The organism is Pseudomonas sp. FP2254, assembly GCF_030687695.1.
In the GTDB taxonomy this organism is placed as follows: Bacteria; Pseudomonadota; Gammaproteobacteria; order Pseudomonadales; family Pseudomonadaceae; genus Aquipseudomonas; species Aquipseudomonas quebecensis.
Map to the genome: position 1 here is coordinate 4633243 of NZ_CP117444.1, position 24258 is coordinate 4657500.

At 61.2% G+C, this 24258-nt stretch carries 16 protein-coding genes and 2 rRNA genes (1 of these 18 only partly in view); 6 read left to right on the forward strand and 12 right to left on the reverse strand.

The genetic code is table 11. The annotated features are described in order from the left end of the window. The first annotated feature begins 215 nt into the window (after window positions 1-215). The 4 genes from antA to PSH94_RS21360 all read left to right on the forward strand — a co-directional run bounded on the left by antA (window position 216) and on the right by PSH94_RS21360 (window position 4607). Window positions 216-1607, forward strand: a complete 1392-nt coding sequence (antA, locus tag PSH94_RS21345) for an anthranilate 1,2-dioxygenase large subunit (protein ID WP_181078833.1) — start codon at window positions 216-218, stop codon at window positions 1605-1607. After that, on the forward strand, window positions 1607-2098 hold the full coding sequence (antB, locus tag PSH94_RS21350; protein WP_266247517.1) for an anthranilate 1,2-dioxygenase small subunit: 492 nt from the start codon (window positions 1607-1609) through the stop codon (window positions 2096-2098). Before antA ends, antB begins: the two co-directional genes overlap by 1 nt. Before the next feature lie 26 nt (window positions 2099-2124). Further along, window positions 2125-3132 (forward strand): anthranilate 1,2-dioxygenase electron transfer component AntC, encoded by a 1008-nt coding sequence (gene antC, locus PSH94_RS21355; RefSeq protein WP_305435715.1) that lies wholly within the window; start codon window positions 2125-2127, stop codon window positions 3130-3132. Between the two features lie 71 nt (window positions 3133-3203). Next, on the forward strand, window positions 3204-4607 hold the full coding sequence (locus PSH94_RS21360) for an amino acid permease (RefSeq protein ID WP_181078838.1): 1404 nt from the start codon (window positions 3204-3206) through the stop codon (window positions 4605-4607). A 37-nt stretch (window positions 4608-4644) separates the two neighbouring features. Here the strand turns inward: PSH94_RS21360 and kynA are convergent, their stop codons facing one another. Both kynA and kynB read right to left on the reverse strand, forming a co-directional pair. Beyond that, window positions 4645-5502, reverse strand: coding sequence for a tryptophan 2,3-dioxygenase (gene kynA / locus PSH94_RS21365; RefSeq protein WP_253509360.1), 858 nt, complete (start codon window positions 5500-5502; stop codon window positions 4645-4647). After that, window positions 5499-6149 (reverse strand): arylformamidase, encoded by a 651-nt coding sequence (gene kynB / locus PSH94_RS21370; RefSeq protein ID WP_181078842.1) that lies wholly within the window; start codon window positions 6147-6149, stop codon window positions 5499-5501. Before kynB ends, kynA begins: the two co-directional genes overlap by 4 nt. Window positions 6150-6527: 378 nt before the next feature. Here kynB and PSH94_RS21375 point away from each other — a divergent pair, with 378 nt between their 5' ends. After that, entirely contained in the window at window positions 6528-6872 is a 345-nt protein-coding gene (locus tag PSH94_RS21375) for a cupin domain-containing protein (protein ID WP_122720183.1), read from the forward strand. A gap of 85 nt (window positions 6873-6957) precedes the next feature. Here the strand turns inward: PSH94_RS21375 and mmsB are convergent, their stop codons facing one another. Together mmsB and PSH94_RS21385 are read right to left on the reverse strand one after the other, a co-directional pair. Continuing rightward, window positions 6958-7845, reverse strand: a complete 888-nt coding sequence (mmsB, locus tag PSH94_RS21380) for a 3-hydroxyisobutyrate dehydrogenase (protein WP_305435717.1) — start codon at window positions 7843-7845, stop codon at window positions 6958-6960. 15 nt (window positions 7846-7860) lie between these two features. Beyond that, window positions 7861-9378 (reverse strand): CoA-acylating methylmalonate-semialdehyde dehydrogenase, encoded by a 1518-nt coding sequence (locus PSH94_RS21385; RefSeq protein ID WP_253509365.1) that lies wholly within the window; start codon window positions 9376-9378, stop codon window positions 7861-7863. 132 nt (window positions 9379-9510) lie between these two features. Between PSH94_RS21385 and PSH94_RS21390 the strand changes: the two genes are divergently transcribed. After that, window positions 9511-10458: a LysR family transcriptional regulator gene (locus PSH94_RS21390; protein ID WP_253509367.1), complete on the forward strand. Its 948-nt coding sequence runs from the start codon at window positions 9511-9513 to the stop codon at window positions 10456-10458. A 56-nt stretch (window positions 10459-10514) separates the two neighbouring features. On the opposite strand, the gene PSH94_RS21395 is transcribed toward PSH94_RS21390, so the two are convergent. From PSH94_RS21395 to PSH94_RS21430, 8 genes are all read right to left on the reverse strand, one after another. Then, the gene (locus PSH94_RS21395; protein WP_305435719.1) at window positions 10515-11006 is read right to left on the reverse strand and encodes an OmpA family protein; all 492 of its coding nucleotides are present in this window, start codon (window positions 11004-11006) and stop codon (window positions 10515-10517) included. Between the two features lie 4 nt (window positions 11007-11010). Further along, complete coding sequence (locus PSH94_RS21400; protein ID WP_181078854.1) at window positions 11011-12273, reverse strand: diguanylate cyclase domain-containing protein; 1263 nt, start codon at window positions 12271-12273, stop codon at window positions 11011-11013. Then, the gene (locus PSH94_RS21405) at window positions 12270-12845 is read right to left on the reverse strand and encodes a YfiR family protein (RefSeq protein ID WP_181078856.1); all 576 of its coding nucleotides are present in this window, start codon (window positions 12843-12845) and stop codon (window positions 12270-12272) included. Before PSH94_RS21405 ends, PSH94_RS21400 begins: the two co-directional genes overlap by 4 nt. Before the next feature lie 155 nt (window positions 12846-13000). Further along, complete coding sequence (recD, locus tag PSH94_RS21410; RefSeq protein WP_305435720.1) at window positions 13001-15058, reverse strand: exodeoxyribonuclease V subunit alpha; 2058 nt, start codon at window positions 15056-15058, stop codon at window positions 13001-13003. Further along, window positions 15055-18729: an exodeoxyribonuclease V subunit beta gene (gene recB / locus PSH94_RS21415; protein WP_305435722.1), complete on the reverse strand. Its 3675-nt coding sequence runs from the start codon at window positions 18727-18729 to the stop codon at window positions 15055-15057. Before recB ends, recD begins: the two co-directional genes overlap by 4 nt. Then, complete coding sequence (gene recC / locus PSH94_RS21420) at window positions 18726-22178, reverse strand: exodeoxyribonuclease V subunit gamma (RefSeq protein WP_305435724.1); 3453 nt, start codon at window positions 22176-22178, stop codon at window positions 18726-18728. Before recC ends, recB begins: the two co-directional genes overlap by 4 nt. 132 nt (window positions 22179-22310) lie before the next feature. After that, window positions 22311-22426 (reverse strand): 5S ribosomal RNA (gene rrf / locus PSH94_RS21425). A gap of 151 nt (window positions 22427-22577) precedes the next feature. Further along, window positions 22578-24258 (reverse strand): 23S ribosomal RNA (locus PSH94_RS21430); it runs 1210 nt beyond the window's last position.

Below are 24258 nucleotides of genomic sequence, written 5' to 3' on the forward strand. Positions count from 1 at the left end.
GGCTGGATAACAAGCGTCGACTATGTGGATAAGTCCCACGCTTTTGCGCACATCGCCCGGCAGGACAGTAGCGCATTACGTCACCGCGCTGCACCGACGTGGGTAGTTGCTGCCCAATTATCCGGCGCACCTTCCCCCATTAAGCGGATAGCCCACGGCCGACGCTCAACCGCTTAATGGCCGACGTGTTCAGCCATTAATAAAAGGTGCCTCCCATGAGTGGTGCAAGAAGCGTCGAGCAATGGAAAAGCTTTATCGAAAGCTGCCTGGATTTTCGCCCCGTCGACGATGTGTTCCGCATCGCCCGCGACATGTTCACCGAGCCGCAGCTGTTCGATCTGGAGATGGAACTGATCTTCGAAAAGAACTGGATCTACGCCTGCCACGAAAGCGAACTGGCCAACCTCCATGACTTCGTGACGATGCGCGCCGGGCGCCAGCCAATGATCATCACCCGCGACGGCGAAGGCCGCCTCAATGCTCTGGTCAATGCCTGCCAGCATCGCGGCACCACGCTTACCCGCGTGGGCAAGGGCAACCAGTCCACCTTCACCTGCCCGTTCCATGCCTGGTGCTACAAGAGCGATGGCCGACTGGTGAAGGTCAAGGCGCCGGGGGAATACCCGGAGGGTTTCGACAAGGCGACACGCGGCCTGAAAAAGGCGCGCATCGAAAGCTACAAAGGCTTCGTGTTCATCAGCCTGGACGTGAGCGGCGGCGACAGCCTGGAGGATTTTCTCGGCGATGCAAAAGTGTTTTTCGACATGATGGTCGCGCAGTCGGCTACCGGTGAGTTGGAGGTGCTGCCGGGTAAATCCGCCTACACCTACGACGGCAACTGGAAGCTGCAAAACGAAAACGGCCTGGACGGTTATCACGTCAGTACTGTGCACTACAACTACGTGGCCACGGTGCAGCACCGCCAGCAAGTGAACAGCGAAAACGGCAGCGCCGCCGGCAGCACGCTGGACTACAGCAAGCTCGGCGCAGGCGACGCGAATACCGATGACGGCTGGTTCGCCTTCAACAATGGCCATAGCGTGTTGTTCAGCGACATGCCCAACCCGAGCGTGCGTTCCGGCTATGCCACGATCATGCCGCGCCTGGTCGCCGAACACGGCCAGCAAAAAGCCGAATGGATGATGCACCGCCTGCGCAACCTGAACATATACCCCAGCCTGTTTTTTCTCGACCAGATCAGCTCGCAGCTGCGCATCATCCGCCCGGTGGCATGGAACAAGACCGAGATCATCAGCCAATGCCTGGGCGTGAAGGGTGAATCCGACGCCGACCGCGAAAATCGCATTCGCCAGTTCGAGGATTTCTTCAACGTGTCGGGCATGGGCACACCGGACGACCTGGTGGAATTTCGCGAAGCCCAACGCGGGTTCCAGGGCCGCCTGGAACGCTGGAGCGATATCTCCCGTGGCAGCCACCGCTGGCAAACCGGGGCCACCCCCAACAGCGAAGCCCTCGGCATCCAGCCGGCGATGACCGGTACCGAGTTCACCCACGAAGGGCTGTACGTCAACCAGCACCGCAACTGGCAGCAATTTCTGCTCAAGGGGCTGGAGCAACGCGCGCTGACACTGCGGGAGGTGCAATGATGAATGCGCAACTGCAGTACCGCATCGAACAGTTCTTCTACCGCAAGTGCGAGCTGTGCGACGCCCAGGACTGGGACGCCTATGTGCAGCTGTTCGACCCACAGAGCGAATTCCACTTGCCGCAGTGGGATTCGGAACACGTCTATACCCGCGATCCCAAGCGCGAACTGTCGCTGATCTACTACGCCAACCGTTCGGGGCTTGAAGACCGCGTGTTCCGCCTGCGCACCGGCAAGGCCGCCTCCGCCACGCCGATGCCGCGCACCCTGCACCTGATCAACAACGTGCGTATTGCCGAACAGGCCGACGGCACCCTGCAAGTGCACCTGAACTGGCACACGCTGTTTTACCGGCTGGCCACCTCGGAGCAGTTCTACGGGCACGCCACTTACCGCCTCAAACCCGACGGCGACAGTTGGCTGATCACCCGCAAGCATGCGCTGCTGCTTAACGACACCATCAATTCGGTGTTGGATTTCTATCACCTGTGACGCGCATCACCTGTGGAGTTTCGCGAATGAATCACAAAGTGGCCTTCAGTTTTGCCGACGGCAAGACCCTGTTTTTTCCGGTGGGCGCGGGTGAAATCCTGTTGGATGCCGCACTGCGCAATGGCATCAAGATCCCCCTCGATTGCCGCGAAGGTGTGTGCGGCACGTGTCAGGGCCGTTGCGAGTCGGGGGATTACACCCAGGATTATGTCGACGACGAAGCACTCTCCAGCCTCGACCTGCAGCAACGCAAAATGCTCAGTTGCCAGACGCGGGTGAACTCCGATGCGGCGTTCTATTTCGATTTCGACTCCAGCCTGTGCAACGCGCCGGGCCCGGTGCTGGTCGGCGCCAGCGTGAGCCATGTTCAGCAGGTGTCGGCCAGTACCGCAATGCTCACCCTGCGACTGGACGCACCGCTGGATTTTCTGCCCGGCCAGTACGCCCGCCTGCAAGTGCCCGGCACCGATAGCTGGCGTTCGTATTCGTTCGCCAATCGGCCAGGCGAGCAGCTGCAATTTCTGATTCGCCTGCTGCCTGACGGGGTGATGAGCAATTACCTGCGCGAGCGTTGCCAGGTAGGTGACCGGCTGCAGTTGGAAGCGCCGCTGGGGGCGTTCTACCTGCGCCACGTCAGCCAACCGCTGGTGCTGGTGGCCGGTGGCACGGGCTTATCGGCACTGCTGGGCATGCTCGATCAGCTGGTCGACAACGGCTGCGAGCAGCCCGTGCATCTTTACTATGGTGTGCGCAGTGCAGAGGATTTGTGCGAGGCCGAGCGGATCAAGGCGTACGCGACGCGCCTCGCGGGTTTTCGCTACACCGAAGTGCTCAGCAACCCGTCGCCCGAGTGGCCCGGCAAGCGCGGCTACCTCACCGAACATTTCGAGGTGGCGCAATGGCGGGATGTTTCGGCGGATATGTACGTGTGTGGCCCGCCGCCGATGGTCGAATCCATCCAACAATGGCTGTTGGATCAGGCACTTGATGGCGTTCAGCTGTATTACGAAAAGTTCACGCAGAGTAATATCTGACCCTCAGCACTTCTGAGGGGCTGATGCGGCCTGCACTCACCCTTAAGAAAAACAAGTAGAAGGGAACGTTAATGGCGGATGACATGGTTAACCCGGTGGGCCTCAAGCGCGGCTTGAAGAACCGGCATATTCAGCTGATCGCTTTGGGCGGCGCCATCGGTACGGGGTTGTTCCTCGGTTCGGCCGGTGTGCTCAAGTCCGCCGGGCCGTCGATGATCCTCGGCTACGCGATCGCCGGTTTTATCGCCTTCCTGATCATGCGCCAGCTCGGCGAGATGATCGTCGAAGAGCCGGTGGCCGGTTCTTTCAGCCACTTCGCGCACAAATACTGGGGCGGTTACGCGGGTTTCCTGGCGGGCTGGAACTACTGGGTGCTGTATGTACTGGTGGGCATGGCCGAACTGACGGCGGTGGGCAAGTACATCCAGTTCTGGTGGCCGGAGATTCCGACCTGGGTCAGCGCGCTGGTGTTTTTTGTCGCGGTGAACCTGATCAACACGCTGAACGTGAAGTTCTTTGGTGAGGCCGAGTTCTGGTTCGCGATCATCAAGGTGGTGGCGATTGTCGGCATGATCGTGCTCGGTTGCTACCTGCTGTTCAGCGGCACCGGCGGTTCGCAGGCGTCCATCAGCAACCTGTGGAGCCACGGTGGGTTCTTCCCCAATGGCGGCATGGGGCTGCTGATGTCCATGGCGTTCATCATGTTCTCGTTTGGTGGCCTGGAGCTGGTGGGCATCACCGCCGCCGAGGCCAGCGAACCGCGCAAGGTGATCCCCAAGGCGATCAACCAGGTGGTGTACCGCATCCTGATTTTCTACGTGGGTGCGCTGACTGTGCTGCTGTCGCTGTATCCGTGGGACCAACTGCTGCAGACCCTCGGCGCATCGGGCGATGCCTACAGCGGCAGTCCGTTCGTGCAGATCTTTTCACTGATCGGCAACGATACCGCCGCGCACATCCTCAACTTCGTGGTGCTGACCGCGGCGTTGTCGGTGTACAACAGCGGCGTGTACTGCAACAGCCGCATGCTGTTCGGCCTGGCCGAGCAAGGCGATGCGCCCAAAGCGCTGATGAAGCTCAATAAGCAAGGCGTGCCGCTGCGGGCCCTGGCGATCTCGGCGCTGGTGACGATGCTGTGCGTGGTGGTCAACTATGTCGCGCCGCAGAGCGCCCTGGAGTTGCTGTTCGCCCTGGTGGTTGCCTCGCTGATGATCAACTGGGCGCTGATCAGCATCACCCATATCAAGTTTCGCAAGGCCATGGGCGAGCAAGGCGTGGTGCCGTCGTTCAAGACGTTTTGGTTCCCCTTCAGCAACTACCTGTGCCTGGCGTTCATGCTGATGATTGTCAGCGTGATGCTGGCCATTCCGGGGATTCGTGAGTCGGTGTATGCGATGCCAGTGTGGGTGGGGGTGATCTATGTGGCCTACCGGTTGCGAATGAGTAAGGCGAAAGCAATCGCCGCTACGCAGTGATAGGCATATGGGAGGGGCAAGCCCCTCCCATATGTGTTTAGAGCGTGGAACGCACTCGCCATAACTCGGGGAACAACACCGTGTCGAGCATCTTGCGCAGGTAACCCACGCCCTCGGTGCCGCCGGTGCCCGGTTGGAAGCCGATGATGCGCTCCACCGTGGTCACATGGCGAAAGCGCCACTGACGGAACGAATCCTCCAGGTCGATAAACTTCTCGGCCAACTGATACAAGTCCCAGTAACGGCTCGGATCGCGATACACCTCGCGCCACGCCGCTTCCACCGAGTCATCGTGAACGGTCGCTGCCGTTGGGTCGCGTTGGGTGCGTTGCGGGTCAATCGCCAAGCCGGCCTTGGTCATCAGGTTGATCGCCTCGTCATACAGCGACGGCGTGGCAATCGCCACTTGCAGTTGCTGCAACAATTCCGGGCGATGGGCATGGGGCCGCAACAATGCCGGGCTCTTGTTGCCAAGGATAAATTCGATCTCACGGTACTGAAACGACTGGAACCCCGACGACTGTCCCAGGAACGGGCGAATGGCCTTGTATTCCGAGGGCGTCATGGTCGCCAGTACCGCCCAGGCATGCACCAGCTGGTCGAAGATCCGCGACACCCGCGCGAGCATCTTGAACGCCGGCGGCAGCTCGCCCAGGCGCACATGTTCGCGGGCGGCCTTGAGCTCGTGGAGCATCAGCTTCATCCACAGCTCGGAGGTCTGGTGCTGGATGATAAAGAGCATTTCATTGTGGTCCGGCGACAGCGGGTGCTGAGCGCTGAGGACTTTGCCCAGGTCCAGATAATCGCCGTAGCTCATGGACTCGGAAAAATTCAGCTCGGCGTTATGCCATTCTTCCGGCGGTTGGTAGTCAGCAGAGAAAGGACATTGGCTCATCGCGTGGGCTCCTTGAGCGGGCGCAGGATTGCGCGGACCGGACTGGCGTCGAGGTTGGCAAAGCGCAGCGGCAAGGCGATCAGTTCGTAGTCGCCCTCCGGTACGTCGTCAAGCACGATGCCTTCGAGAATCGCCATGCCATGCCGGGCCACGGCGTTGTGAGAATCCATGGTCTTGGACTGCTGCGGGTCCAGAGACGGCGTATCGATACCGATCAGCCGCACACCCAGGCCGGCGAGCCGTTCGATGGTTTGCGGGGCAATCGCGGTGAAGTTCGCGTCCCATTCAGTCAAAGGCGCTTGTGGATAAGTGCGCAGCAGCACGCGCTCGGGCAAGTTATCCACACGGCCATCGAGCTGATGAGGCTGCACCAGCGCACCGCTGCCCAGGCAATGCAGCACCCGGCAGGGGCCCATGTACACCTCCAGCGACACCTCACCGATCGGCGCGCCGTCCGCGCTGTAATGCAGCGGCGCATCGACATGGGCGCCGGTGTGCGGCGAGAAGGTTACGCGCCCGACGTTCACCGGGCACTCGGGGCCGAACTGCCATACGCGCTCTTCCTGAAACGGCGTATCGCCCGGCCAGGTGGGCGTGGCTGCGCTCAAGGGCGGGCTGATGTCCCACCACGTTTTTATTGGGTTCATGCTCAAGGCTCTCGGTCGTTACTGGGGTGAATGATACGAGGGCCTGCTGTGAATTTTCTTGCGAATTCTGGCGTGAGATGGGAGATCTTTCGCACTTACTGCGAGAAACAGGCTTGCTCACGCTCGAATATGTCGCGTGGCAACGTTTGACTGGACACCAAGAATTAATGCGGGAGGGGGGGATGCCCCCCGATTCAGTGAGCCAGTTGATCCAGGTGCCCGCTGTGACGCCGCCATCGGGGGCAAGCCCCCTCCCACATTGACCTTGTTGTGCCAGGAGCATCTGCGCTTCTGGACATCCCGATGTCGAGTTCAGACCACTGAGGGTGCTGGCGACGCTATAGGGTTCGACTCTCGTTTAATTGCCTCGGAGTCATCATGCCCAAGCCCATTACCGTACTGCGCGACACCCATCCCTTGCCGGTCCTGGATGCCTGCAAATGGGAGAAGCTCGAAGGCGATCCGCACACCGTCAACCTCAACGCCTACACCAGCGAAGACGGCAGCAAGATCATGGGCACCTGGATCTGCACGCCGGGCAAGTGGTACGTGGAGTACGTGAAGTGGGAATACTGCCATTTCCAGGAAGGCTACTGCGTGATCACGCCTGAGGGGATGGAGCCGATTCACTTGCGGGCCGGGGATATCTTTGTGGTGGAGCCAGGGATGAAGGGGACGTGGGAAGTGGTCGAGACTGTGCGTAAGTATTTTGTGTTCGCCTGAGTAATCGCTCCGCTTATGGGGGATTGAGCAGGTGGGTGGTGAGCGGGCCGGTCCTGCTCACCACGCAGTTTCCTTTGCGCAGGACCTATTTGGGCTTGCGATAGCTGTTAACGATCGCCGAGAAGTCCTGGCCGCCCTCCCCGCGCTGGCTCATGGATTGATACAACTGTTGAGCCACAGCGCCCAGAATCACCGGCTGCCTGGCCTGGCGGGCAGCTTCGGTGGCCAGGCCCAGATCCTTGAGCATCAGGTCGGCGCCGAAACCGCCGGTGTAGCCACGGGACGCCGGGGCGGTTTCGATCACGCCAGGCCATGGGTTGTAGGTGTCGGAGCTCCAGCAGCGCCCGGTAGAGCTGTTGATGATGCCCGCCAGCACTTGGGTGTCGATCCCCAGCGCATCGCCCAGGGCCATGGCTTCGCTGACGCCCACCATGCTGATACCCAGCAGCAGGTTGTTGCAGATCTTGGCGATCTGCCCGGTGCCGACTTCACCGCAATGCACGATGTTGCGGCCCATTTGCGCCAGCACCGGGTGCAGGGTGGCGAACAGTTCCGGGGTAGCGCCGACCATAAAGGTCAATGTGCCCGCCTGGGCGCCGCCGGTACCGCCGGAGACGGGCGCGTCGGCCATCACCACGCCGTGCTTGGCTGCCGCTGCGGCCACGTCGCGTGCGGTCTGCGGATCGATGGTGCTGCAGTCCACCGCCGGCACGCCACTGCCGATACCGGCGAGCACGCCATCGTCATTCAGCCACACGCTGCGCACGTGGGCAGCGGCCGGCAGCATGGTAATCACCAGCTCAGCGCCTTGGGCGGCATGGCGCGGCGAGTCGCTGATGGTGCCGCCCAGTTCGGCGAGTTCCTTGAGCACCGTCTGGTTGAGGTCGAACAGATTCAGCGCGTGGCCGGCCTTGATCAGGTTGCGGGCCATGGGCGCGCCCATGTTGCCCAAACCGATAAATGCGATCTTCATGGTGGTCTCCCGGAATCAGCGCAGGTTGATGGTGGTGTTGACGCCATCGTTGACCGTGTCGTCGTCGAACCAGCGGCTCGTCACGGTTTTGGTCTGGGTATAGAACTGCACCACTTGCTTGCCGTACGGGCCGAGGTCGCCAAGCTTGGAACCCCGGGAGCCGGTGAAGCTGAAGAACGGCACCGGCACCGGAATCGGGATGTTGATGCCGACCTGGCCTACGTCGATTTCACTCTGGAACTTACGCGCCGCCGCCCCGCTCTGGGTGAACAGGCCGGTGCCATTACCGAACGGGTTGGCGTTGACCAGGGCGATGGCCTCGTCGAGGGTGTCGACTTCGATCACCACCAACACCGGGCCGAAGATTTCTTCGGTGTAAATGCGCATGTCGGTGGTCACGCCCGAGAACAGGGTCGGACCAACGAAGTTGCCTTGCTCGAAACCCGGCACCTGGATGTCGCGACCGTCCAATTCGAGCTTGGCGCCTTGCTGCACGCCACTTTCGATCAGCTCCAGGATGCGTGCCTTGGCGCGCTTGGAAATCACCGGGCCGACATCGGTGCCGGCTTCGCTGCCGGCGTTGACCTTGAGCTTCTGCGCCAGCGCCTTGAGGTCCGGCAGCCATTGCTTGGACGCCCCCACCAGCACCACCACGGAGGTGGCCATGCAGCGCTGGCCGGCCGCACCGAAACCGGCGCCGACCAAGGCATTGAGGGTGTGTTCGCGATTGGCATCCGGCAGCACCACCGCGTGGTTCTTGGCGCCCATCATCGATTGCACGCGCTTGCCGTGTTTGCCGGCCAGGTCGTAGACGTGCGTGCCCACCGCCGTCGAGCCGACGAAGGATACGGCCTTGATGTCTTTGTGGGTGCACAGCGCATCCACCACGTCCTTGCCGCCATGCACCACGTTGAGCACACCCGCGGGTACGCCGGCTTCCAGCGCCAGCTCCACCAGCAGCATGGTCGATAGTGGGTCCTGTTCGGACGGTTTGAGGACGAAGGTATTACCGCAGGCGATGGCCATCGGGAACATCCACAGTGGAATCATCGCCGGGAAGTTGAACGGGGTGATACCCGCACACACGCCGATAGGTTGGCGCAGGGTGTAGGTATCGACGCCACCGGCGACGTTCTCGGCGAACTCGCCCATTTGCAGGGTGCCGATGGAACAGGCGTGCTCCACCACTTCCAGGCCACGGAAGATATCGCCTTCGGCATCGGCAATGGTCTTACCCTGCTCGGCGCTGAGGACCACGGCGATGCGCTTGGAGTGTTCGCGAATCAAGGCCTGCAGTTTGAGCATGATGCGCATGCGCGCGCCGATCGGCGTCAGTTTCCAGGTTTGGAAGGCGCGATGGGCGGCATCGATGGCGGCGTTGACTTCATCGGCGGTGGCAAACGGCACTCTGGCCAGCACTTGCTGAGTGGCGGGGTTGACGATGTCCTGCCACTGGGTGGTCTTGGACTCAACCCATTCACCGTCGATCAGTAGCTTGACCGGTTGTACGGAAATTTCGGCAGATGCGTTCATGGGGTCTCCAATTCTTATTTATATGCAGAGAACCAAGGCGTTGAACCGCCCTGAAGAATGAGGCGTTCGGACTGTTTTTGGAGTATAGATGTGCAAATCTCTAATAAGAACGCACATAAAAGCCGGACCAATATGCAAAAAAACATCACGTCGCTGGGCTCCCTGAACTGGGATGACCTGAAGTTTTTCCTCGAAGTGGCCCGCACCCGCAAGGCCAGCGTCGCCGCCAAGCGCCTGGCGGTGGACTACACCACGGTGTCGCGGCGCATCAGTTCGCTGGAGGTGTCACTGGGCACACTGCTGTTCGAGAAATCCCGCACCAACGGTTTTGTGCTCACCCCCGAAGGCCAGCGGTTGCTGGGCTACGCCGAGTCCATCGAAAGCACTTTGCATATGGCCTGCGAGCAGGTGTCCGGCTCCGGCGTGGCGTTGTCGGGGCATGTGCGCATGGGCTGCACCGAAGGCTTCGGCAGCTTCTTCGTCACGCCGCAGTTGAGCCACTTCGTCGACACCTACCCGGCGATCTCGGTGGACATCCTGCCTCTGCCCCACTTCATCAGCCTGTCCAAACGCGAAGCCGACATCGTCATCGCCCTGGAACGCCCGGAACACGGGCCTTACGTGTGCTGCAAACTGTGCGACTACACCTTGCAGTTGTACGCCACCCAGGATTATCTCGACCAACACCCACCGATCCAACGCCCGTCGGACCTGGCCACGCACCCATTTATCAGCTATGTCGACGACCTGGCCTTCAGCTCCGAGCTGCTCTACCTGGCCAATGTGGTGCCCGGCGCCAGCGCCAGCCTGCGCAGCACCAGCGTCATTGCACAATACGTGGCCGCGCAGCAGGGCCGTTCGATGGCGATTTTGCCGTGTTTCCTGGCGGCACAGGACCCGCGCCTGCTGCCGGTGCTGGGGGAGCAGATCACGATTACGCGCCAATTCTGGATGTACTGCCGGGAGGATCTGCGCAAGTTGAAGCGCATTACATTGTTGTGGGACTACATCCGGGAAGTGACGGAGCAGAACCGGGGGTTGTTGATGGGGGAAACCCGGCAGATGCGGTTTGCGGATTAAATGGTCAGCCGGGCGAGCCCCTTCACGTACTTGATGGTCTTTCAGATTGAAGCCGCTCAGTCGGCAATCACTACAATCGACACTCGCCGATTCTCGGTGCGCCCCGCTGCGGTGTCGTTCGACGCGACTGGCTGGCTGCTGCCCAAGCCGCGTAGTTGGATGTTTTCGTCTTTCATGCCCACGCCAGTCAACACCGTGGCCACGCTTTTGGCGCGGCGCAGGGAGAGTTGCTGGTTGTAGGTTTCCTTGCCGGAGGCATCGGTGTGGCCGTCGACGCGCACGCGCTCAATACCTACGCCGAGCAAGGCTTTACCGATGCGTTGAACGATTAAAGTGCTGGGCGGGTTGAGGGTTTCGATGTCGCTGCCGAACAGCACTTTGCCCGACAGGCCGAACGCCCAGCCGTCGTCGGTGAGTTCGAACCCCTGTTGCTTGAGCACCGCGACTTGCGCCGGGGTCAGGCCCTTGGGGGGTTGGGTCTGACAGCCACCGAGGGCCGACAGGGCCACCAGCAAGGTAAGAAACATAACGCGTGCAGTCGAGAACAAGGGATCAACTCCTGTGTTGAACGTTGACAGCGGAGTGCTCCGACTCCGCCGTGTGCTGGCCGCCCTGGGACAGGCGTTTGGCCTGGTACATTGCCGCATCGGCGGCGTTGAGCAAGGTGCCGGGCGTGGCGCCATGTTCGGGGTAAAGGGCAATCCCGATGCTCAGAGAAGTGACCACCTGGGTACCACCCGGTACGTCAATCGGCAGGTCCATACTGGCGATGATTTTATCGGCGATGCGTTGTGCATCCTCGGCCTTGTGCAACGGCGCGAGCAGGATGGCGAATTCATCACCGCCCAGGCGTGCCACCAGGTCACCGTCCCGCAGTTGCGCGCGCACACGTGCGGCAACGGCCACCAGCACCGCATCGCCGGCGGCGTGGCCGAAGGTGTCGTTGATGTCCTTGAAACGGTCACTGTCGAGAAACAGCACCGCGACCCGCTCGTTGACCTTGGCCGCGCCGCGCAGGGCTCGGATCAGCCGCCCCTCGAAGAACGCGCGGTTGGGCAAACCGGTCAGGCTGTCGTGGCTGGCCTGGTGGGCCAGGGTTTCATTTTCACTTTGCAGATGGCTTTGCCAGGCTTCCATTTCGCCGAGCAAGGCATTGAAGTCACTGCCAAGGCTGTCGAGTTCGGCGATGCGCGCCGGTGGCACTCGCCGGTCAAAATCGCGCTCGCTGCGAGCGGCGTGGGCTACCGCGGCCAGGCTTTGCAGGGGCACGGTGATCCCACGCAGCAGACGCCGGGCCAGGTGCAACGCCACCCAGGCGCTGAGGGCGGTGCAGATCAGAATCCCGGCCAGGCCGCTGAGCAGGAAGCGCAGCAGGCTGCCGCCGTGGCCAGTCAGGTGAATGCTGCCGACCGTGCGGCCCTGGTGCAGGATCGGTTGGTTGATCGGCTGTTCGAGCAGGGTGTGCGCCAGCGCCAATTCAACCCGCGAAAGCAGGCCGGTTTCGGGTCGCGCCCAATAGGCTAATAGATTGCCATCAGCCTCGAATACTTCGGCCTCGGCCACTTCTTCGGTGGAAGCAATCAGGCTCAGTGCTTCGGTGGCTGCGGCGCTGTCGTTGAACACCACCGCCGCCTCCACCGTATAGGTGATCGAGCGCGCGATCAGTTGCAGGTTATGTTCGGCATATACGCGCAGCGCCAACACACCGAGCAGGGTCAGGGACACACTGGCCAGGGTCACCGCCACCAGCGCCAGGATCAAGTGACCACGGCCGATGACGGAGCGCAGGGTAGGTCGCACTTTCACGTCGGTCATGGCCCCGGCGACCGGCGGCGGGACAGTTGCAGCACGCTGGGGTGAATGCGCACGCCGCTGCGTGCCACCGAGTCGAGGTTGACCTCGAACGACACCTGCTCATTGCCCACACGCAGGCAGAACAGACTGCCCACGGTGCATGGGTCGCCGCCTTCGCTGATGCTGAGCACCGGGTGACCGATCAACGAGGCAAACAACTGGCTGCGCTCGTCGGCGGAAAGCTTGCCGATGTACACCGCATCGCAGGCATTGACGATATCGGGATGGTTGACCAGCAGGCGCTGCACCACTACCGGACGGCCGGTGGCCTGAGTGGTGCCCTTGATCAGGTCGTCGGTGTATTGGGTAGGCCCGACGATGCACAAACGCAATTGCGCCGGCTCGACCGGCCAGCGCGCATAACTGAGGATGCCCAGGACCACCTGAGTGACGGCCTCGGCACGCTGATCAGCCATGCGGTCGCCGCCTGAGGCTTCAGCGAACACGCGCGGTGCCAGCACACACAGCAGCGCGATCAGCAGCAGGCGTCTCCAGCTCCAACGGCACTCTGTGGGCGAGACAGCCACGTTCATGCTGCGATTCTCTCGGGTGTTTTCGTGGGGTGATGCCGCAACGATAGCACAGCGGCGAAAAACCCCGCGAGGCAGTGCCATCGCGAGGGCCGCTATTTTTTCAGAAAATTCACACAGCGAAATAAGAAATATTAGATGACCTGTCAGTCAGCTTTTCAGGCGCCGCTATCCAATTCCAGCATCAGCCCGCTCAAACGCTTGACCTTGCGTCGCACCGCTTCCTCAAATACACCGCCGCGCGGCTCGATCAAGCTGAACCAGCGTTTGGCGCGGGTGATGCCGGTGTAGATCAACTCCTTGGTCAATACTGGATTCAAGGCGTCAGGCAGGATCAGCGCGGTGTGGGTGAATTCCGAGCCCTGGGATTTGTGCACGGTCATGGCGTACACGGTTTCCACATCATTCAGACGACTGGGCAGTACAAAACGCACACCACCCTGACCATCGTTACGTGGGAACGCGACGCGCAGCACCTGCGGGCCGCCGTCGCTTTCGGGCAGTTTGAGGGCGATGCCGATGTCGCCATTCATCAAACCCAGGCCATAGTCGTTGCGGGTCATCAGCACGGGGCGACCTTCATACCATTGCTCATCGCCTTCGATCAGCCTCACCTTGCGTAACGCCGCAGTGATACGCGCGTTCAGCCCCTCCACGCCCCACGGGCCCTTGCGCACGGCACAGAGCAATTGGAACGCGTCGAAGGCTTGCAACAGTTGCTGGGCCCAGGCCGTCCAGGCGGGGTCGTCACGCGGGGCGGCAGGTGACGGACGCGCCGATTGCAGCAGGTTCAAGTAATAACGATAGCCCTCGGCACCGCCGCCCTGCCCGTCCAGCACCAGGCGCTCCAGGGCGTGGTCGTGTTCGCCCTTGAGGCTGACACAGAACAGGTCGCTGTGACTGCGCGCAGCCAGCAGCCTGCGCGCTTCTTCCGCGTTCTGTTGATTGACCCAGCGCGCCAGTTGCCCGATGCCGCTGCCTTCGCCGAACCGGCGCGAGTAGCGCAGCATCACCACTTGCTGGGCCAGGGGATGGCTGTGGTCGAGGTCTTCGCTCAGGCCGCTGGTGCTGAGGTCTTCGCCGCTGACGGCTTGCAGCCACTGGCGCGTGTCGGGGTTGTACCAACCGGCCTCGGCGTCGCGGCACAGGTCACCGAGCACCGCGCCGGCTTCCACGGACGCCAATTGATCCTTGTCGCCCAGCAGCACCAGACGGGCATGGGGCGGCAGGGCATCCAGCAGGTTGGCCATCATTTCCAGGTCGATCATCGAGGCCTCGTCCACCACCAGCACATCCAACGGCAATGGGTTGCCCGCATGGTGCCGGAAGTGTCGGGTGCCTGGACGACTGCCCAGCAAGCGGTGAACCGTGGTGACCTGAGTAGGAATTTTTTCGCGCACGGCCCCGGGCACGCTCAGCGACAGCACTTGCTGGCTGATGGACTCGGTGAGCCGCGCAGCCGCTTTGCCGGTGGGCGCCGCCAGGCGAATACGCAACGGGGTGCCGATTTCCACGGCAGGCGCCTGCAGCAACGCAAGCAGACGCACCACAGTGGTGGTCTTGCCGGTGCCGGGCCCGCCGGTGACGATGCTGAACGCACCTCGCGTGGCCAGTGCACAGGCGAGTTTCTGCCAATCCACCACGCCGTCGGGCGCAGGTTGGTCGAACAGACCGTTCAAGCGCTCGGGCAAATCGTCGGCAACGTTTTCGCGGGTCGCCAGGCGCAGGCGCAATGCAGTGTCGATACGCCGCTCGTAAGTCCAATAACGCCGCAGGTACAGACGTTTACCTGACAACACCAAGGGCCGGCTCTGCGCCGCCTCGCTGCCGTCCAGCGCCAGGGCGACCAAGGGACTGGCGGCCAGTACATGGCACCAGTGAGCGCCGTCGAGGCCATCGAGCAACTGCGACGGGAGGAGCATTGCGCCCGTCTGCAGGTCACCTTCGGGAGGCAGGGACAGAGCGAAATCCGGCGCTTTGAGGGTTTCGAACAAATCCAGGCAGACATGGCCGTGGCCCAGTTGATGGCTGGTCAATGCAGCGGCAAGCAATAACAGAGGATCGGCCAGGGGATCGAGTTCGTGCAGGAAGCCGACGAAGGCTTTGTCCAGCGCTCGCAACCAGCCGCGCTCGACCCAGCGCTCCAGCAGTTGCACCAGGTCGACGGCACGTTCCAACGGTTCCAACGCCTCCAGCGGGAGCGGCGACAGGCTCATAACAACACTCCTTGTTCCCAGGCGGGCTCAGCCTTCGGCGGCAGCGGTTTGCCTTGGAACAGCAGATCGAGGCCCTCGATCAACGCGCGTGGCGGTCGGGTGAAATAGGCGCCTTGGCTGGCCGACTGGGTGCCGCGCAGGAACAGATACAGCGCACCACCCACGTGACGGTCGTAATCGTAGTCGGGCAAACGCGCCTTGAGCTGGCGATGCAGGGCCAGCAGGTAAAGAACGTATTGCAGGTCGTAGCGATGCTCGAGGATCGACTGTTCCATGGCTTGCCGGGTGTAGGCCGAATCGTCAGGGCCGAGCCAGTTGGATTTATAGTCGGCCACGTAGTAGCGACCGTGGTGTTCAAACGTCAGGTCGATAAACCCCTTGAACATGCCGTTGAGCAGCACCGGTTCGGCAGCTACGCGGGCGACGCCGTTGTGAGTGTGCTGACACACCAGTTTATCCAGAGCAAGTACATCGACTTTATGGCTGGCGAACCAGAACTCCATTTCGATCTGGTACTGCTGCAGGCTGTTCAAGGTGACATGGCCATTATCCACAGGCAGTGGTGTGTGCAACAGGTGGCCCAGCCAGGCGCTGAGGGTGACGATCCAGCCTTCCCAGTTACGCCGATTGCAGCGCGCGCCAACGGCTTTTTCGATAGCCTCAGGCGTTACGTTGAAGCCGTCTTCACCGGCCCATTCCAGCAGGCCATGCAGAAAGGTGCCGGGATTCGGCCCCCGCGGGAAACGGTGAATATCGCCCCCAGATGCCGCCATTTCGCGCGGTGCGTCAGGGTCGAGGCGTTCGTCATCGAACAGCTTTTGCGCTTGTGGGCTTTCAGGCGCTTCGAGGGTAGCGGTGCTCAGGCTGTCGCCGATGCGTAGAGCGCTGTAGGACGCAATCCACCAGTTTTCCGCCGCCTTGCGAGCGGGCAATAACGGCGCCAGCAACGTGGCCGGGTTGCGTGGCGGATGGAACAACACGTCCCGCGCCTCGGGCACCTGGGCGTAATGGATGGCTGGGCAACCGTCCTGCAAGTTCAATAGCCAACGCGCCAGGCCCGCGGACTCGCCGAGCGCTGCGCCGCCGCCGAGCAAATAGCCCAGCGCACACAGGTGCAGGACCGAACGGCTGTTATTGCCGCGTTTGAGGTCGGCAACGCCCAGCCAGCACGCATGCTTGGCGCGGGTCAGGGCGACATAGAACAAACGCAGGTCCTCGGCCAGCCGCTCGTCGTCAGCCTGGGCAATCAGTTCGGCAGTCGGGCGCAGGCTGATGTGAGAAGTGCCGTGTTCATCGTGGTAATGCAGCGGCAGGCGACTGCCGTCCACCGGCTTGGCCGAGCAGATGAACGGCAGGAACACCAGGTCGTACTCCAGGCCTTTGGACTTGTGGATGGTGACCACTTTGACCAATTGCTCATCGCTTTCCAGGCGCAGGATCTGCTCTTCACCGGCTTGCCCCGACAGTGCCAGATGCTCGGCCAGGTGGCGGATCAGCGCCTGTTCGCCGTCCAGCTCCGAGGCGGCCTGTTGCAGCAATTCGCTCAGGTGCAGCAGGTTGGTCAACACCCGCTCGCCGTCGCTGCGGGCGATCAGGGTTTGCGGCAATTTGAAGTCATGCAGCAAACGCCGCAGCATCGGCAACACGCCTTGGGTGCGCCAGATCGCACGGTAGCCCCGGAACTGCATCACGCGGCTTTCCCACGCCAGTTCGTCCTGATTCAGACGTTCCAGTTCGGGCAGTGTCAGGTTCAGGGTGACGCACGCCAGGGCGGCGCGCAGTGGGCGCTCCACATCCGGCTCGGCGCAGGCTTTGAGCCAGGCCAGCAGGTCGTGGGCTTCCTGGGCAGCGAATACGGAGTCCTTATCGGACAGGTACACACTGCGCACGCCTCGGGCGGCCAATTCGCCACGCACGGCTTGGGCTTCCTTGCCGTCGCGCACCAGGATGGCGATGTCCGACGGCATTACGCCTCTGAGGCTGGCGTCCGGCTGTAGAAAGCCGGCCTTGCCTTGCTGCCCGGCGTTGAGCAACTCGACAATCTGCGTGGCGCAGGCAGCGGCCAGGTGCTGGCGGTAAACCGCATTGGAAATCGGTTGATCGGTGGGCAGGTGCCAGAGGTTCATCGCCGGCACCCGTTGGCCGTCGACCAGCAGGGTTTCTTTGCGCCCCTGGGACAATACCGGCTGGAACGGCACCGGATTGTCGCCATTCGGTGCGCGGAACAAAAACGCGCCGCGCCCGGTTTCTGCGCGCTGGAATACGTGGTTCACCGCCTCGACCATTGCATGGCTGGAGCGAAAGTTGGTGCCCAGGGTGTGATGACGGCCGAGGGTGGACTTGCGCGCGCGCAGGTAGGTGTAGATGTCGGCGCCGCGAAAAGCGTAGATCGCTTGTTTGGGGTCGCCAATCAGGAACAGGCCACTGTCGAGGTGGTTTTCTTCGATGCGGTAGATACTGTCGAAGATGCTGTACTGCACCGGATCGGTGTCCTGGAATTCATCAATCAGCGCTACCGGGAACTGCTCGCGGATCACACTGGCCAGGCGCTCGCCGCCCTCTGCTTGAAGGGCGGCGTTAAGGCGGATCAGCATGTCGTCGAAGCCCATTTCGGCGCGGCGGCGTTTTTCTTCTTCGAACCGTTTGCTCACCCAGGCGGCCGCGTGTTGTAGCACGGCGGCGTCGGGGCTCGGCAACGCGTCGAGGCTGGCCTTGAGAGTGGCCATGGCCTCGATGCCGGGATGCCGGGGCGGTTCGTCTTTCCAGGCTTCGGCCATACCCTCGGGCGTGAGGCGACTGAAACCGGTGCCGATATCCAGTTGTTCCAGGGTTTCATCGTTCGCCCAGGCGCTGATTTTTTCAAACCAGGGCTCGAAATACCGTGCCTGCATCTTACGACCGTCGACGGCTTTGGCGGCCACGGCTTGCAGGCAGAGATCGCGCAGTTCGGCGGCCCACTGTTGCCAGGGCGCTTTGAGGGCGACCAGCGCCTCGCGACGCTCCTGCAGACAAGCGTTGATCAATTCGGCGGGGGCGCGTGTGTCGTCGCTGGGCCGTTCACTGCCGAACAGCGCGCGCACGCGCGGCATCAACGCAGCGGGACCGCCCCAGTGGGTGCGCACCCAGTTGAGCGCATCGTCGTGCATCGGGTAGCAGAACAGTCGCCAGTAATCGCGCAGCACCTCGCCGAGCAGGTCGCTGTGATCGGTTTCCAACGTCTGGGTAAACAGGCTGCCGCTGTCGAACGCGTGCTCGCGCAGCATGCGCTGGCACCAACTGTGGATGGTGGAGACGGCCGCTTCGTCCATCCACTGGGCCGCGATGTCCAGGCGGTTGGCGCAGGCATGCCACTGTTGCGGCGCATAGTGCGCGCGCAGGTCGGTGATTAATGCGTCGGGTGATGGGATCTCGTCGCGGAAGAACCGCGCGGCTTCGGCCAGACGAATGCGAATGCGTTCACGCAGTTCTTTAGTGGCGGCGTCGGTAAACGTCACTACCAGGATCTGCGGCGGCAGCAATTCCCGCCCAAAGCCCCACTCATCGCCGCCGTGGCCAAGCACCAGGCGCAGGTACAAGGCGGAGATGGTGAAGGTCTTGCCGGTGCCGGCGCTGGCCTCAATCAGCTGGCTGCCCTTAAGTGGGAAGGCCAGCGCCAAGGGTTTACTGCTCATGCGCCGCCCTCCTCGCCAGTGAGTGATCGCCACGGCGCATTGATCATCGGTCGATAGAGCGCTTCGCACCAACCCTCGAATTCTTCGCTGGCCGTTAGCGCTGCGTAGTCCGGGAATTGGCGCGTGAGCGCAGGGCTCTCTCTCCGTTCGCCGTCGGTGGTCAGGCCGTCGCCTTCATAGGCTTTGCTCGCCGCGGCATGGGCTTTGGCCGGATCGGTTTGGCCCAGCCACGCAAATGCGGTCTTGACGGCCACCGGCAGTGGCTTGCGCATACCGCTGTGCCAGGCCAGGAGCAGGTTGCCGAGGATGTCCTGGGCGAGCGTCGGGGCCAGCGGAGCCAGGAGTAAGGTGTCGTCGCTGGCCACCAGGCCAGTACTCAAGGGCAGTCCGCAGGCGCAGCCCACCACGTGATTGACCCAAGGGCGGATCAGACGATGCCACTTGCGCGTCTTGATCGAGCCGATGCTGTTCGGGATGGTGCTCACGCTGAGCAATCCGCCATCACTGCGCCGATGCAGGCCGCTGACCCAGCCTTCGAGCCTGATCCCTTGATGCTCAAAACTGACCGGTTCGGCAGCGGTGTGAGGAGTTGGCCATAGGGCCAGCAATTGCTGGTAGCGTTGCAGCAGATCGGGCAAGGGCTCGATCAGTTCGTTGCGCAGGCACTCGCCGAAACCAACCATGGGCAACAGACCACTGCCCTGCAGACGCTGGGCCTGGGCCTTGAGCGCCTGGTCGAGGTGATCCGGCTGGCTCAGTGCAGCATTGAGCAGGCTTTCGCTCAGGTTGTAGCGTTGCAGGGCGTCCAGGACAAAAGGTTCTTCATCGGCGAGCGGAACTTCGGCGGCCTCAAAGAATACTTTCAGGCGCTGACTGAAGAAGTGCTTGACCGGGTTGCGCAGGAAATCCTGCAACTGACCGAGGCTTAGCGGTTCTTCTTGCTGGTGTTGCGTCAGCTCGGGCTCCGGCGCGGCAGTGGATGTGGCCTCGTGCAGCAGCTGCCATTCACGGGCGTAGCTGAACAATGGATCGCCCGCGTGGAAATAGCGGGCGCTGAAGGGCTGCAAGGGGTGTTCCTGAGTCAGGGCGTCGATGAGCGGTTCATCACTTGTTACGTGCTTCCAGCCGCTGGCGAGATGATCGCGCAGCTGGCCGATCAGCACCGAAGCCGGGCGCTCACTATTGTCTCGGATGCTACGGCCGACCCAACTGATGTAGAGCTGGTCGCGGGCCGAGAGCAGGGCCTCGAGCAGCAGGTAACGGTCATCTTCGCGGCGCGATCGGTCGCCAGGGCGGTAATCGCTGCCCATCAGGTCGAAGTCCAGTGGCGGCTGCGCACGGGGGTAATCGCCATCGTTCATACCCAGCAGACAGACGAGTTTGAAGGGGATAGCGCGCATCGGCATCAGGGTGCAGAAATTGACAGCGCCGGCAAGAAAACGCTGGGACAACCGGCCCTGGTCCAGACCGGCCAGCCAGGCTTCACGGACCACGGTGAGTGGTAACTCATCCTGCAGACCGACAGACTCGCAGGTTTCGAGCCAGGTTTCCCGCAGTTGCTCAAGTTGGCTCAGGAGATAGTCATCATGTTCGCTGCTGGCCAGGAAGAACCGCTGCATCAAGCGTTGCAGGCGTTCGCCCCATTGTTGGGGAGTAGTCGGTTCGGACAAGGCCTGGTGAGCATCACTCAGTGCATCAAGCAACGCGACCAGCGGGCCGATCAGCGCGGCATCAAGACCGCCGATCTCATCGTAGGGCTCAATACCTTCGCAGGCCGCACCGCTACCGACTGCGTATCCCAGCAACATGCGGCGCAGCCCGAATCGCCAGCTGTTCTGCTCAAGCTCAGCGGGCAGGCCCAGGCTGGCACGTTGTTGCGCGTTGAGCCCCCAGCGAATGCCGGCCCCTTCGATCCAGCGGTGCAGCGTCGGCAAGTCGCGCTCTTTGATCGCAAAGCGTTCGCGCAGGGCGGGCACGTCGAGCAGATCAAGAATTTCGCTGACAGGAAAACGGCTGTCGGGGAGTTTGAGCAAGTGCTCCACGGCGATCAGCAGAGGGTCGCGTCCACGTTGCCCCTGGTCGGTCAAGGTGAATGGGATGAAGCGCGGATCATTGCGCTCGAGTTGGCCGAACACGGCGCGAATGTGCGGCGCGTAGCTGTCGACATCCGGGACCATGACGATGATGTCCCGAGGTCGCAGCGTGGCGTCGGCACTGAAGCGGTGCAGCAATTGGTCGTGGAGCACTTCGACTTCGCGTTGAGCGCTGTGGGCGATGTGGAAGCGGATTGACGTGTCACGCTGCAGGTCGACAGCGGGCCATAGAGCGCGGGTTTCATTGAGCGGGCGCAGTTCGAGGATATCGTCCTGCAACTGATTGAGCAGCGTGGTGGGCTCACTGTCGCTGAATAGGTCTATGCGTCCATCGCGGAATGCGGCGCGGTAGCTGTTAGGGTCGTCGTAACTGTCCAGCAGGCTGATGTAGTCGCGCCCCTGTTTGCCCCAGGCGGCCAACAACGGATGGGCGTGCTGGTGCAGGGTTTGCGGGTCGATACTGATGGGCATGCCGGACTTGCGCGCCTGCCGTTTGTATTCGTTACGAAGCAGGTCTTTGTCGGCGACGATGTCGGACCAATGATGGCGACAGGGGTTGTGTACGCACAGCAGGACCTGACTGAAACGAGCCAACCCGGCGAGTGCTTCAAGAGCCTGGGCCGGCAAGGAAGAGATGCCGAAAACAATGACTCGTGAAGGCAGGCCGGACGGGGCCTGCTCAAGCGAATTGATCCGCTCGATGAAGCGCTGGTGCACGCCGGCACGGCTTTCAGACATACCCTCTTCCCCAACGTCCAGCAGCAATGCACGCCACAATTCTGCTTGCCAGCAGTTCGCCGGGTTCAGGGGTTTGGTTTCACCTCGCCCGTTGCGAAGTTGATGGCGGCCGGCGGCCCAATCCTCCAGCCAGTCAGCACGGTAGACCTGATATTGGTCAAACAGGTCAGCCAGGCGCTCAGCCAATTGATAGCGCTTACGCAGGTCGGTGTCGTGGGTGAGGAAGCGCTGCAACGGTTCGAAGTGTGGTTGGTTGATCAGTTCCGGCAGCAGGCGCATAAGGCGCCAGGTGAGTGGGGCTTTGTCGAGCAGGGATTTGGGCGGGATTTCATCGCGGCCCAGAACCATGCGATAGAGCTGCCACATAAAACTGCCAGGAAGTTGCACATCAATGGCGGCGGCAATGCCGCAGCCGCCCATGTCGTCATCTTCTGGATCTTCAGCCAGTGCCAGTTTGAGCCACTGGGCGATACCGTTGCTTTGTACCAACGCAATTTCGTTTTCCAGGGGCGCGAGGGGATACCGGCGCATCCAGCTCACCACCAGGCTGCGCAGCTCATCCAAGCGGTTACCGTGAACCACCATGAATCCAGCGCTGAGGGACTCCGCATCCGGCATAACAGCTTCCTTGGGAAAGCAAAATCGGGGGTATGGACTTTAGCATTGATGACGACGCTGACGCCCGTGGCGCTTTTCGAGCGCCCAAAACAAAACCCCAACTGCTCTCGCAATTGGGGTTTCGGAATTTAATCTTGACGATGACCTACTCTCACATGGGGAAACCCCACACTACCATCGGCGATGCATCGTTTCACTGCTGAGTTCGGGATGGGATCAGGTGGTTCCAATGCTCTATGGTCGTCAAGAAATTCGGGTACTGAGTCGCGGCCAGATGGCCTCGCTTCAGCAAATTGGGTATGTGACAGCTGTCGGTGTTTTGTGAGCGTCGAACTTTCGGTTCATTGCGTCTTCACACACCGCAATCTGGCCTTTCGACTCAAATTGCTTGGGTGTTATATGGTCAAGCCTCACGGGCAATTAGTATTGGTTAGCTCAACGCCTCACAGCGCTTACACACCCAACCTATCAACGTCGTAGTCTTCGACGGCCCTTCAGGGAACTCAAGGTTCCAGTGAGATCTCATCTTGAGGCTAGTTTCCCGCTTAGATGCTTTCAGCGGTTATCTATTCCGAACATAGCTACCCGGCAATGCCACTGGCGTGACAACCGGAACACCAGAGGTTCGTCCACTCCGGTCCTCTCGTACTAGGAGCAGCCCCTCTCAAATCTCAAACGTCCACGGCAGATAGGGACCGAACTGTCTCACGACGTTCTAAACCCAGCTCGCGTACCACTTTAAATGGCGAACAGCCATACCCTTGGGACCGGCTTCAGCCCCAGGATGTGATGAGCCGACATCGAGGTGCCAAACACCGCCGTCGATATGAACTCTTGGGCGGTATCAGCCTGTTATCCCCGGAGTACCTTTTATCCGTTGAGCGATGGCCCTTCCATACAGAACCACCGGATCACTAAGACCTACTTTCGTACCTGCTCGACGTGTCTGTCTCGCAGTCAAGCGCGCTTTTGCCTTTATACTCTACGACCGATTTCCGACCGGTCTGAGCGCACCTTCGTACTCCTCCGTTACTCTTTAGGAGGAGACCGCCCCAGTCAAACTACCCACCATACACTGTCCTCGATCCGGATAACGGACCTGAGTTAGAACCTCAAAGTTGCCAGGGTGGTATTTCAAGGATGGCTCCACGCAGACTGGCGTCCACGCTTCAAAGCCTCCCACCTATCCTACACAAGCAAATTCAAAGTCCAGTGCAAAGCTATAGTAAAGGTTCACGGGGTCTTTCCGTCTAGCCGCGGATACACTGCATCTTCACAGCGATTTCAATTTCACTGAGTCTCGGGTGGAGACAGCGCCGCCATCGTTACGCCATTCGTGCAGGTCGGAACTTACCCGACAAGGAATTTCGCTACCTTAGGACCGTTATAGTTACGGCCGCCGTTTACCGGGGCTTCGATCAAGAGCTTCGCGTTAGCTAACCCCATCAATTAACCTTCCGGCACCGGGCAGGCGTCACACCCTATACGTCCACTTTCGTGTTTGCAGAGTGCTGTGTTTTTAATAAACAGTCGCAGCGGCCTGGTATCTTCGACCGGCATGAGCTTACGGAGCAAGTCCTTCACCCTCACCGGCGCACCTTCTCCCGAAGTTACGGTGCCATTTTGCCTAGTTCCTTCACCCGAGTTCTCTCAAGCGCCTTGGTATTCTCTACCCAACCACCTGTGTCGGTTTGGGGTACGGTTCCTGGTTACCTGAAGCTTAGAAGCTTTTCTTGGAAGCATGGCATCAACCACTTCGTCATCTAAAAGATGACTCGTCATCAGCTCTCGGCCTTAAGATCCCGGATTTACCTAAGATCTCAGCCTACCACCTTAAACTTGGACAACCAACGCCAAGCTGGCCTAGCCTTCTCCGTCCCTCCATCGCAATAACCAGAAGTACAGGAATATTAACCTGTTTTCCATCGACTACGCTTTTCAGCCTCGCCTTAGGGACCGACTAACCCTGCGTCGATTAACGTTGCGCAGGAAACCTTGGTCTTTCGGCGTGGGTGTTTTTCACACCCATTGTCGTTACTCATGTCAGCATTCGCACTTCTGATACCTCCAGCAAGCTTCT

Excerpts from the sequence above, each read along its gene's own strand:
- kynA (WP_253509360.1), bottom strand. The coding sequence starts at position 5,502 with ATGAGCCAATGTCCTTTCTCTGCTGACTACCAACCGCCGGAAGAATGG.
- PSH94_RS21360 (WP_181078838.1), top strand. The coding sequence starts at position 3,204 with ATGGCGGATGACATGGTTAACCCGGTGGGCCTCAAGCGCGGCTTGAAG.
- recD (WP_305435720.1), bottom strand. The coding sequence starts at position 15,058 with ATGAGCCTGTCGCCGCTCCCGCTGGAGGCGTTGGAACCGTTGGAACGT.
- mmsB (WP_305435717.1), bottom strand. The coding sequence starts at position 7,845 with ATGAAGATCGCATTTATCGGTTTGGGCAACATGGGCGCGCCCATGGCC.
- PSH94_RS21405 (WP_181078856.1), bottom strand. The coding sequence starts at position 12,845 with ATGAACGTGGCTGTCTCGCCCACAGAGTGCCGTTGGAGCTGGAGACGC.
- antB (WP_266247517.1), top strand. The coding sequence starts at position 1,607 with ATGAATGCGCAACTGCAGTACCGCATCGAACAGTTCTTCTACCGCAAG.
- antA (WP_181078833.1), top strand. The coding sequence starts at position 216 with ATGAGTGGTGCAAGAAGCGTCGAGCAATGGAAAAGCTTTATCGAAAGC.
- kynB (WP_181078842.1), bottom strand. The coding sequence starts at position 6,149 with ATGAACCCAATAAAAACGTGGTGGGACATCAGCCCGCCCTTGAGCGCA.
- antC (WP_305435715.1), top strand. The coding sequence starts at position 2,125 with ATGAATCACAAAGTGGCCTTCAGTTTTGCCGACGGCAAGACCCTGTTT.
- PSH94_RS21400 (WP_181078854.1), bottom strand. The coding sequence starts at position 12,273 with ATGACCGACGTGAAAGTGCGACCTACCCTGCGCTCCGTCATCGGCCGT.
- recB (WP_305435722.1), bottom strand. The coding sequence starts at position 18,729 with ATGAGCAGTAAACCCTTGGCGCTGGCCTTCCCACTTAAGGGCAGCCAG.
- PSH94_RS21390 (WP_253509367.1), top strand. The coding sequence starts at position 9,511 with ATGCAAAAAAACATCACGTCGCTGGGCTCCCTGAACTGGGATGACCTG.
- PSH94_RS21375 (WP_122720183.1), top strand. The coding sequence starts at position 6,528 with ATGCCCAAGCCCATTACCGTACTGCGCGACACCCATCCCTTGCCGGTC.
- PSH94_RS21385 (WP_253509365.1), bottom strand. The coding sequence starts at position 9,378 with ATGAACGCATCTGCCGAAATTTCCGTACAACCGGTCAAGCTACTGATC.
- recC (WP_305435724.1), bottom strand. The coding sequence starts at position 22,178 with ATGCCGGATGCGGAGTCCCTCAGCGCTGGATTCATGGTGGTTCACGGT.